8 protein-coding genes are annotated in these 7,988 nt (G+C 71.0%); 5 read left to right on the top strand and 3 right to left on the bottom strand.

From position 1 onward, the window contains the following. On the bottom strand, window positions 1-160 hold a 160-nt coding region (locus RMO30_RS12775; protein WP_309714163.1), incomplete at its 3' end, for an FAD-dependent oxidoreductase. Between the two features lie 8 nt (window positions 161-168). Beyond that, window positions 169-1,140: a helix-turn-helix domain-containing protein gene (locus RMO30_RS12770; RefSeq protein ID WP_309714161.1), complete on the bottom strand. Its 972-nt coding sequence runs from the start codon at window positions 1,138-1,140 to the stop codon at window positions 169-171. Between the two features lie 81 nt (window positions 1,141-1,221). Between RMO30_RS12770 and RMO30_RS12765 the strand changes: the two genes are divergently transcribed. The 5 genes from RMO30_RS12765 (at window position 1,222) to RMO30_RS12745 (ending at window position 7,220) form a co-directional block, all read left to right on the top strand. After that, window positions 1,222-1,344, top strand: coding sequence for a hypothetical protein (locus tag RMO30_RS12765; RefSeq protein WP_309714159.1), 123 nt, complete (start codon window positions 1,222-1,224; stop codon window positions 1,342-1,344). Then, window positions 1,341-2,309 (top strand): UDP-glucose 4-epimerase GalE, encoded by a 969-nt coding sequence (gene galE, locus RMO30_RS12760; RefSeq protein WP_309714157.1) that lies wholly within the window; start codon window positions 1,341-1,343, stop codon window positions 2,307-2,309. The genes RMO30_RS12765 and galE overlap by 4 nt, the downstream gene beginning before the upstream one ends. A 173-nt stretch (window positions 2,310-2,482) precedes the next feature. Continuing rightward, window positions 2,483-2,824 (top strand): WhiB family transcriptional regulator, encoded by a 342-nt coding sequence (locus RMO30_RS12755; RefSeq protein WP_309714155.1) that lies wholly within the window; start codon window positions 2,483-2,485, stop codon window positions 2,822-2,824. Between the two features lie 111 nt (window positions 2,825-2,935). Beyond that, the gene (locus tag RMO30_RS12750; RefSeq protein WP_309714152.1) at window positions 2,936-5,680 is read left to right on the top strand and encodes a glycosyltransferase; all 2,745 of its coding nucleotides are present in this window, start codon (window positions 2,936-2,938) and stop codon (window positions 5,678-5,680) included. Next, window positions 5,673-7,220 carry a DUF5719 family protein gene (locus tag RMO30_RS12745; RefSeq protein WP_309714150.1) on the top strand — a complete coding sequence of 516 codons (1,548 nt, stop codon included), beginning with the start codon at window positions 5,673-5,675 and terminating at the stop codon, window positions 7,218-7,220. Before RMO30_RS12750 ends, RMO30_RS12745 begins: the two co-directional genes overlap by 8 nt. Window positions 7,221-7,254: 34 nt before the next feature. Here the strand turns inward: RMO30_RS12745 and RMO30_RS12740 are convergent, their stop codons facing one another. After that, window positions 7,255-7,695 carry a metallopeptidase family protein gene (locus RMO30_RS12740; protein ID WP_309714148.1) on the bottom strand — a complete coding sequence of 147 codons (441 nt, stop codon included), beginning with the start codon at window positions 7,693-7,695 and terminating at the stop codon, window positions 7,255-7,257. Window positions 7,696-7,988: the final 293 nt, after the last annotated feature.

Here is a 7,988-nt window from a genome sequence, read left to right as displayed (position 1 = left end):
CGTAAACCGCTCCGAGGTGCACCTTGCCCTCGTTGACCGCGCTCGCGCCCGACCAGAGCTCAGCCTCGCGCTCGTAGAGGTCGACGCGGTGGCCGTGCCGAGCCAGCAGGAGCGCCGAGAGGGTCCCGACAATCCCTCCTCCGACGACGGCGACATGCACGGGCCTATCTAACTCGCCATCGACTCGTCGAGTCGACACGAGAACGCGCGTCGGTAAGCCGTCGGGGTGGTTTGCAGCACCTTGAGGAAGTGATGCCGCATCACGGCCGCCGTGCCGAATCCGGCGAGCTGCGCGACCTCCTCCAGCCCGGCATCCGTCTGCTCCAGCGCCTGCTGCGCTCGGAGGATGCGTTGCCGGTTCAACCACGCCGCGGGTGTCGTGCCAAGGTCGGCTCGGAACCGCCGCGCGAACGTGCGTGACGACATGAGCGCTCTGCGGGCGAGTTGGTCGATCGTGAGGTCCTGATCGAGGTTCTGCAGCATCCAGTCGGTCACTTCGGCGAACGAGTCGGCACGGTGTTCGGGGATCGGGGTCGAGATGTACTGCGCCTGCCCGCCGTCGCGCTGGGGCGGCACGACCATGCGGCGGGCGATGACGTTGGCGGCTGCGGCACCGTGTTCGACGCGCACGATGTGCAGGGCGGCATCGATCCCGGATGCCGTGCCGGCGCTCGTGACGATCGAGCCGTCGTGTACGAACAGCACGTCGGGGTCGACCTCGATGTTCGGGTAGGTCTTCGCCAGTCGGTCGGCGTGCATCCAATGGGTGGTGGCGCGGCGCCCTTCGAGGATGCCGGCTTGCGCGAGCACGAAGGCGCCGGTGCAGACGCTCAGCACCCAGGCTCCGCGGGCGGCGGCGGCGCGCACCACCTCGAGGTAACGCTCGTCGATAACCTCGGTACCGTCGAGGTGGGCGGGAACAGCGACCAGGTCGGCATCCGCCGCGATCGAGAGGTCGTTGTCGACGTGGAGGGTGAATCCGAAACTCGTGGGCACCGGGCCGGGGTCGGCGGTCGCGATCTGGAAGTCGAGCGCGGGCCCGCCCATCGCGGAACGGTCGACGCCGAACACCTCGCAGACGACGCCGAACTCGAATGGGGCCGTGCCGGGAAGCACGAGGCAGACGACCTTCTTGAGCACGAGACCTCCTGGCAGTTTCTCAACGAACTACGGCAATGCTGCCACTCGTGGCGGAAACGCACAAGTCATACCGTTTCTGCCATGCCGATCCTCATCGTCCTTGCCGCTCTCTCTGCGGTCGCCGTCGTTGCGACCATCGTCGTCGTGCTACGCGACGGCTACCGTCGCATCCCCGTCCGCTCGGCCCGTACCCTGGAGCCGTGACTTGGCTCGTGACCGGCGGCGCCGGCTATATCGGCGCGCACGTCGTGCGCGAGTTCCTCGCGGCGGACATGCGAGTGACCGTGCTTGACGACCTCTCCACCGGGCAGCTGGGATTCATCCCCGGGAACGTCTCGTTCACCCGCGGCACGATTCTCGACGGTTCGCTGCTCGAGCGGATCTTCGACGAGCACGACGTGACCGGGGTCGTGCACGTCGCCGGATTCAAGTACGCCGGAGTGTCGGTGCAGCGTCCGTTGCACACCTACGAGCAGAACGTCGACGGCACCACGGTGCTGCTGGCCGCGATGCAGGACCGCAGCGTCGGCAAGATGGTGTTCTCATCGAGCGCGGCCGTCTACGGCACCCCCGACGTCGACCTCGTCACCGAAGCCACCCCGAAGGCCCCCCAGTCTCCGTACGGCGAGTCGAAGCTCATCGGCGAGTGGCTGTTGCGCGACCAGGAGGTCGCGGCGGGACTGCGCCACACCTCGTTGCGGTACTTCAATGTCGTCGGATCGGGGTACCCCGAGATCCGCGACACGAGCCCGCACAACCTCTTTCCGCTCGTGTTCGAGGCGCTGGTGGAGGGTCGCACGCCGCGCATCAACGGCGACGACTACCCGACCCCCGACGGCACCAACGTGCGTGACTACGTGCACGTCTCCGACATCGCGCGGGCGCACGTGGCGGCGGCGAAACGACTGGATGCCGGCGAGCCGATCGAGGCGGCGTACAACCTCGGTAGCGGTGCAGGAGTGTCGGTCGCCGAAATCATGGCCGCCGTTGCGCGCGTCACCGGCATCCCGTTCGACCCCGAGATCGCGCCGCGTCGCCCGGGTGACCCGCCCCGAATCGTCGCGAACGGTGACCTCGCCGCCCGAGACCTCGACTGGCGGATGCGCCACACGCTCGATCAGATGGTCGCCAGCGCCTGGGCGGCTCGCTCCGCCGTCACGCCCGACTGACCGCATCCTGGGAACTCGCTGGTCCCATCCCGGTGTCGTCGGCGCGTCGTACCAACCTTCAACCCAAGCTGCGACTTATCACCCGCGACTTGACTTCGGGCGAATGACAGCGGTGTAATTATCAGCAAGGCGCCCAGCGGGGGGTGGCGGTTACAACCGAAGGGGCAGCACGCATGACGAGGAACGAGATGGCTCAGAGCAGCTACAAGCCGTCCGTTCCGGACGACTGGTTCGTCGACCCGGTCCGACTCGGCATCCCCGGCCTGCGCCCCCAGCCGATTGACGACGACAACCCGCTCTCCTGGCAGACCGACGCGCTGTGCGCGCAGACCGACCCCGAGGCGTTCTTCCCCGAGAAGGGCGGATCGACTCGCGATGCGAAGCGCATCTGCACCACCTGCGAGGTGAAGGCGCAGTGCCTGGACTACGCGCTGCAGAACGACGAGCGCTTCGGCATCTGGGGCGGGCTCTCCGAGCGCGAGCGGCGCAAGCTGCGCAAGTCCCGCATCGCGTAAGGTCTCGATACACCGCGCTGCGCGCGGCACTCGACCCACGGATCGGACCGATAGCGGGTGTCCTGCGGGCCCCTCGGGGAGACCCCGCCTAGCCTCTAGAAGATGCCTGGAGTGAGTGCGATCCTCGTCGCCCGCGACGGCGGCGGCACCGCCGAACGCGCGCTCGACACGCAGACTCGGCCGCCGGATACGGTCGTGGTGGTGTCGGCTGGCACGCCACTCTCCCGGGTCGTCGCCGGCCTCCCGGTCGCCGACGGCTCCGACTGGGTGTGGTTGCTGCCGGCCGACGCCGAGCCCGAGCCCGAAACCCTCGCCCGTCTCCTCGCGGCCGTCGAGGTGGCTCCCTCTGTCGTCATCGCCGGACCGAAACTCGTCGACCCCGATGACCGCGCCATGCTGCGCTCGTTCGGCGAGAGCGTCACGCTGTACGGCGCCACCGTTCCCCTCGCTGCCGATGAACTCGACCAGTCCCAGCACGACGTCGACAACGACGTGCTCGGCGTCGTGCTGCCCGGGATGCTCGTGCGCCGCACGATGTGGGACCTCCTCGGAGGTCCGGACCGCGGGCTCCCGACCGTCGACGCCGGCCTCGACCTGTCGATCCGGGCGCGGCTCGCCGGAGGGCGGGTCGTGCGAGTCGCCAGCGCGCGGGTCGCCGTGGCTCCGGGCGTGCAGGACTTCGCCCGTCGTCGTCCGCTGAGTGCTGCCGCCCGGCACCGCGCGCACCGCGCCGCCGAGCTTCACCGCCGGCTGGCCTATGCGCCCGGACCGGCCGTGCCGCTGCACTGGCTCTCGCTCCTGCCGCTCGCTCTCGTGCGCTCCCTCGGCCTCCTGCTCGGAAAGCGCCCCGCCGCCATCCCCGGTGAGATCGCCGCAACTCTGGCCGCGATCTTCGACCGTTCCGTGCCGATCGCACGCGCCAGCATCCGCCGCTCCCGCCGGGTCGGTTGGGCGGCGATCGCGCCACTGCGCATCCCGCCCGACGTGGTGCGCGAGCGCCGCGCGAGCGCCCGGGACCGAGAGCATGCCCGATCGGGACTCCCCGATCTGGTGCGGGCCGGGTTCCTGCCGGGAGGGCTTGCCATCACCGTCATCGGGGCGGTGCTCGGGGCGGTGCTTGCGGTGCGCCTGGTCGGCGAGAGCGCGATCACCGGGGGCGGGCTGCTCCCGCTGGCCAGCGACCCGGGAACGCTCTGGGCGGGCCTCGGTTGGGGCGCCCGGGACGGCGTCGGTCTCGAAGGTCCCGCCGACCCGTTCCACGCCGTGCTTGCCGTCCTCGGGTCGCTGACGCCGTGGAACCCGTCGCTCTCGCTCGTCGTGCTGTGGGTTGTCGCGCTGCCGCTCGCCGCGCTGGCCGCCTGGTGGTGCGCTACCCGGTTGAGCACCCGCACCTGGCCTCCCGTGCTGGCCGCGGCGCTATGGATGCTTGCGCCGTCGTTCCTGGAAGCACTCATCGAAGGTCGCCCCGCCGCAGTGCTCGTGCACGTGCTGCTGCCGTGGCTGCTGTTCGCCGTGCTCGAAGCTCCACGGTCGTGGAGCGCCGCTGGGGCCGCGGGTCTGCTGTTCGCCGCGGTGGCGGCGTGTGCTCCCGTTCTCGTTCCGGTGCTCCTCGCGGCTGTCGTCCTGTGGGCCGTCGGGCATCCGCGTGCCCTCATCCGGGTGCTGGCGATCCCGTTGCCCGCTCTCGTGCTTGCGGCGCCCCTCGTCGCCGCGCAGCTCGCCCGCGGGACTCCGCTGGGTCTGCTCGCTGACCCCGGGATCGCGTCACCGAGCTCGGTGCCTTCCGGCTGGCACCTGTTGCTCGGTTCGCCGAGCGCAGGGGTCGGCGGCTGGGCACCGTTCGTCGAGGCACTCGGGCTTCCCGCGCTCATTGCTACGCCGACATCCATCGCGTTGCTCGCCCCTCTCGCGGCGGTCGTGCTGCTCGCACTGTTCCTGCCCGGGGCCGGCCGCGCCGTGCCGGCGGCGATCCTCGCGCTCGGTGGCCTGCTCACCGCCGTCGCGGCCGTGCACCTCGCCCCGGCGACCTCGGGGGCCTCCGCCGTCACCATCTGGCCGGGCACGGGACTCAGCCTTTACTGGGCGGGACTCATCGCCGCCGTGGTCGTCGCGATGGCAGCGCTCGGCCGCCTCGCTGTCGGTGTCGGGGTCGCCGTGGTGCTTTCCGCCGCCCTCGCGGTCGCCCCGTCCCTCGTCACCCTCGGGTTGGGAGGGGGACTCGTCGTCGCGGGCGACGGCCGCACCCTGCCGGCGATCGTCGCTGCCGAGGCGGTCGGCGACCCGAATCTCGGCACTCTCGTCCTGCGTCCCCTCGACGACGGCTCGCTCGCCGTGTCGATCGACCGCGGCGCCGGCACGACCCTCGACGAGATCTCGACCTTCGCCGCGACCCGGCCGACGCCCGATGACGCTCAGCGTGAGGTCGCCGAACTCGCGGGCAACCTGGCCTCGCGGGGTGGGTTCGACCCGGCACCCGTTCTCGACCGGCTCGGAATCGAGTTCGTCGTGCTCACGCCCGCTGTGGGCGGAGGCGGCGACCTGGTGCGCGAGCGTGCCGCGGAGGCGCTCGACGCCCAGCCCGCCCTCGAAGCCGTCGGGGATACCGGTCGGGGATCGCTGTGGCGGTACCCGGATCACGTGCCGGTGGCGGCATCCAACGGGTCGTCGCCGATCGGCGGGCTCGCGCTCGCCGCTCAGGCCGCGGTCGTCGGCTTTGCCGTGCTCCTTGCGCTGCCGACCGGTCGCCGGCGACGCCGGGCGGGCCCGGGCGTGCAGCACGACCTCGACGACGCCCACGACGAGGGCTTCGACTCCACGAGTTTCGACGACGACGGATTCGGAGACGACCGTGGCTGAGCCGAAGGGATTGCTGATCGGGGCGCGGATTGCGAGCGGCACGATGGCGGCCGGGGCTGCAGCCGTCGTGATCGCCGCCGTCGCATTCCTTCCGCTCCCGACGTTCGGCCCCGAGGCGCGAACGGTCACCGTCGAGCCGGCCCCCGCCGACCAGGTGCGGGTCTGCCCAGGCAGCGTGATTCGGGTCGGCGACGAGACCGGCGGCAGCACCGACTCTGTGTTCGCGATCGGGGCGCCCACGATTTCCGGCGAGGCGCGCGGAGGCGAACTCGAGCGGACTCGGCTCCTGTCGGCCGACTCGACCGGGTCAGCCGCATCGACGCCCGAGGCGCTGCGTGCTCCGCCCTCCGATGGCGCCCTCGTCGCCGGGGCGCAGAGTCAGGATGTCGACGCTCCCGACTTCCGCGGGCTCGCCGCAACCTCGTGCGCCGAGCCGAGCGGATCGATCTGGCTGGTCGGCGGTGCGACGACAGTCGGGCGCTCGACGCTTCTGCTGCTCGCCAACCCGACCGACGTGCCGTCGCGCGTGACCCTGGAAATCTTCGGCGAAGAGGGACAGATTGCGGCGCCCGGCATGTCGGGAATCGACGTGCCGGCGAACGGGCAACGCGTGCTCTCCCTCGCCGGCTTCGCCCCCGGTGTGGCCTCACCCGTGGTGCACGTCACCGCGCGTGGCGGCCGCGTCGTCGCCACCTTGCAGCAGTCGATCGTGCGCGGTCTCGACTCCGTCGGGGTCGAGACGGTCGGAGGCGGGGCCGATCCGGGCGAGAGCCTCGTCGTCCCGGGCGTGCGGATCTTCGACACCGTCGGCACGAATCGGGCGAGCGCACTCGCCGACTGGCACGACATCGGGCCGGCGATCCGGTTGGCCGTGACGGGCGCCACGGCAGGTCGCGCCACGGTGCGCGTCGTTCCCGAGACTCCCGGAGCGGTCGGCACGTCGTTCGAGGTCGAGCTGGAGCCGGGGCTGGTCACCGAGGTTCCCCTGGACTCCGGCACCCCGGAGGGCGGTGCGACTGAGGACGGTACGACCGACGGTGGCACGACCGATGGTGCGGGCGAGGGCGATGCCCACGGCTTCGAGGACGGCGTTTACACGGTGTATGTCGACGCCGAGATGCCGGTCGTCGCGGCGGTGCGTGCCTCGACCGCCGTCGACTCTGGCGTGGATCCCGCCCCCGACGCGATCCTCGATGCCCCCGATAGCGACCTCGCGTGGTTCGCCGCTGCGCCGCCGCTCGCCGGTGAAGCACTCGTCGTCGTGCCCGAGGGGCCATCGCCACTGATCTCGATCGTCAACCCGCTCGGCCTCGACGTCGAAATCGAACTCTCGCCGCTCAGCGCTGGCGCGGAGCCGACCCTCGTCGCGATTCCTGCGGGCGGAGCGCTCTCGATGGCGGTCGACCCGGGCGCCTACCTGCTGTCGGGCGTGCAGGATCTCTCGATTGCGGTGACCTTCGCCGCGCCCGGCGCACTGGCAGCTTTCGTCGTGTCACCCGCGCGACCAGTCGCCGGCTCGCTGGTCGTCCACCCCGACTGACCGGCATCCGGACTGACCGGCATCCGGACAGCGCTCAGAAGTGGCGGTAGCGCTCCGGAGCGATGTCCCACGGGTCTTTGCCGAGCAGTTCGGCCACGGCGCGAAAGACGCAGCTCTCGATGAGCGACCGGCGATGCCACTCGTCGTCTTTGTGCAGGTGGGCGAGCCGCTCGATGGGCACGCGGTAGAGCACGACGATGCGGCGGGCCACATCGACGCGCCACCGGTCGACCCCGTGCTTCGACGGCTCACCGGGTGGCACTGCGGCGACCTCGAACCGCACCTTCGCCATCTCGTCGGGCCACAGGTCGCGCAAGTACTCGACGGCCGACGCGATGCAGGAGTCGAAGAAGTCGAGGCGGGTGCGCTGCCGCCGTAGGTGCGGCCCCGTCACCGACGACCGGATGCCGCGGCCGTGCCGGTCGCGGGAAGTTGAGCGCAGACTCGCCGTGCTGCGCCGCCCGATCCTCGCCATGCGCCCAGTTTAGGCGTCGCGGTCAAGGTGGGGCGCGGTGCACGCTGAGCGCCGTCGTCGTCATCGACTCGACGCCGGAACTTACCCAACTCTGGGAAGTGAGGGGCTTCGTCGACGAGAGGTTCATGAATGCGCGCGAAACCGAGAGTTGGGGCACGGGGCTCCGGGGTGGTCGCGTCGGCGGCGTGCCCAGCGGCCGCAACGGCCCGTGCGGGTTTACCCTGACGTCGAACAGCGAAAGGGGCATGGTGAGGGGACGACCGTGCAGCAAGGTGGCGTGCGGTGAGGATGCC

It is taken from the genome of Pseudolysinimonas sp., assembly GCF_031389465.1.
Taxonomy (GTDB): domain Bacteria; phylum Actinomycetota; class Actinomycetes; order Actinomycetales; family Microbacteriaceae; genus Pseudolysinimonas_A.
The sequence above is the reverse complement of the archived record's forward strand: the minus strand, read 5'-3'. Positions and strand labels throughout refer to the sequence as shown.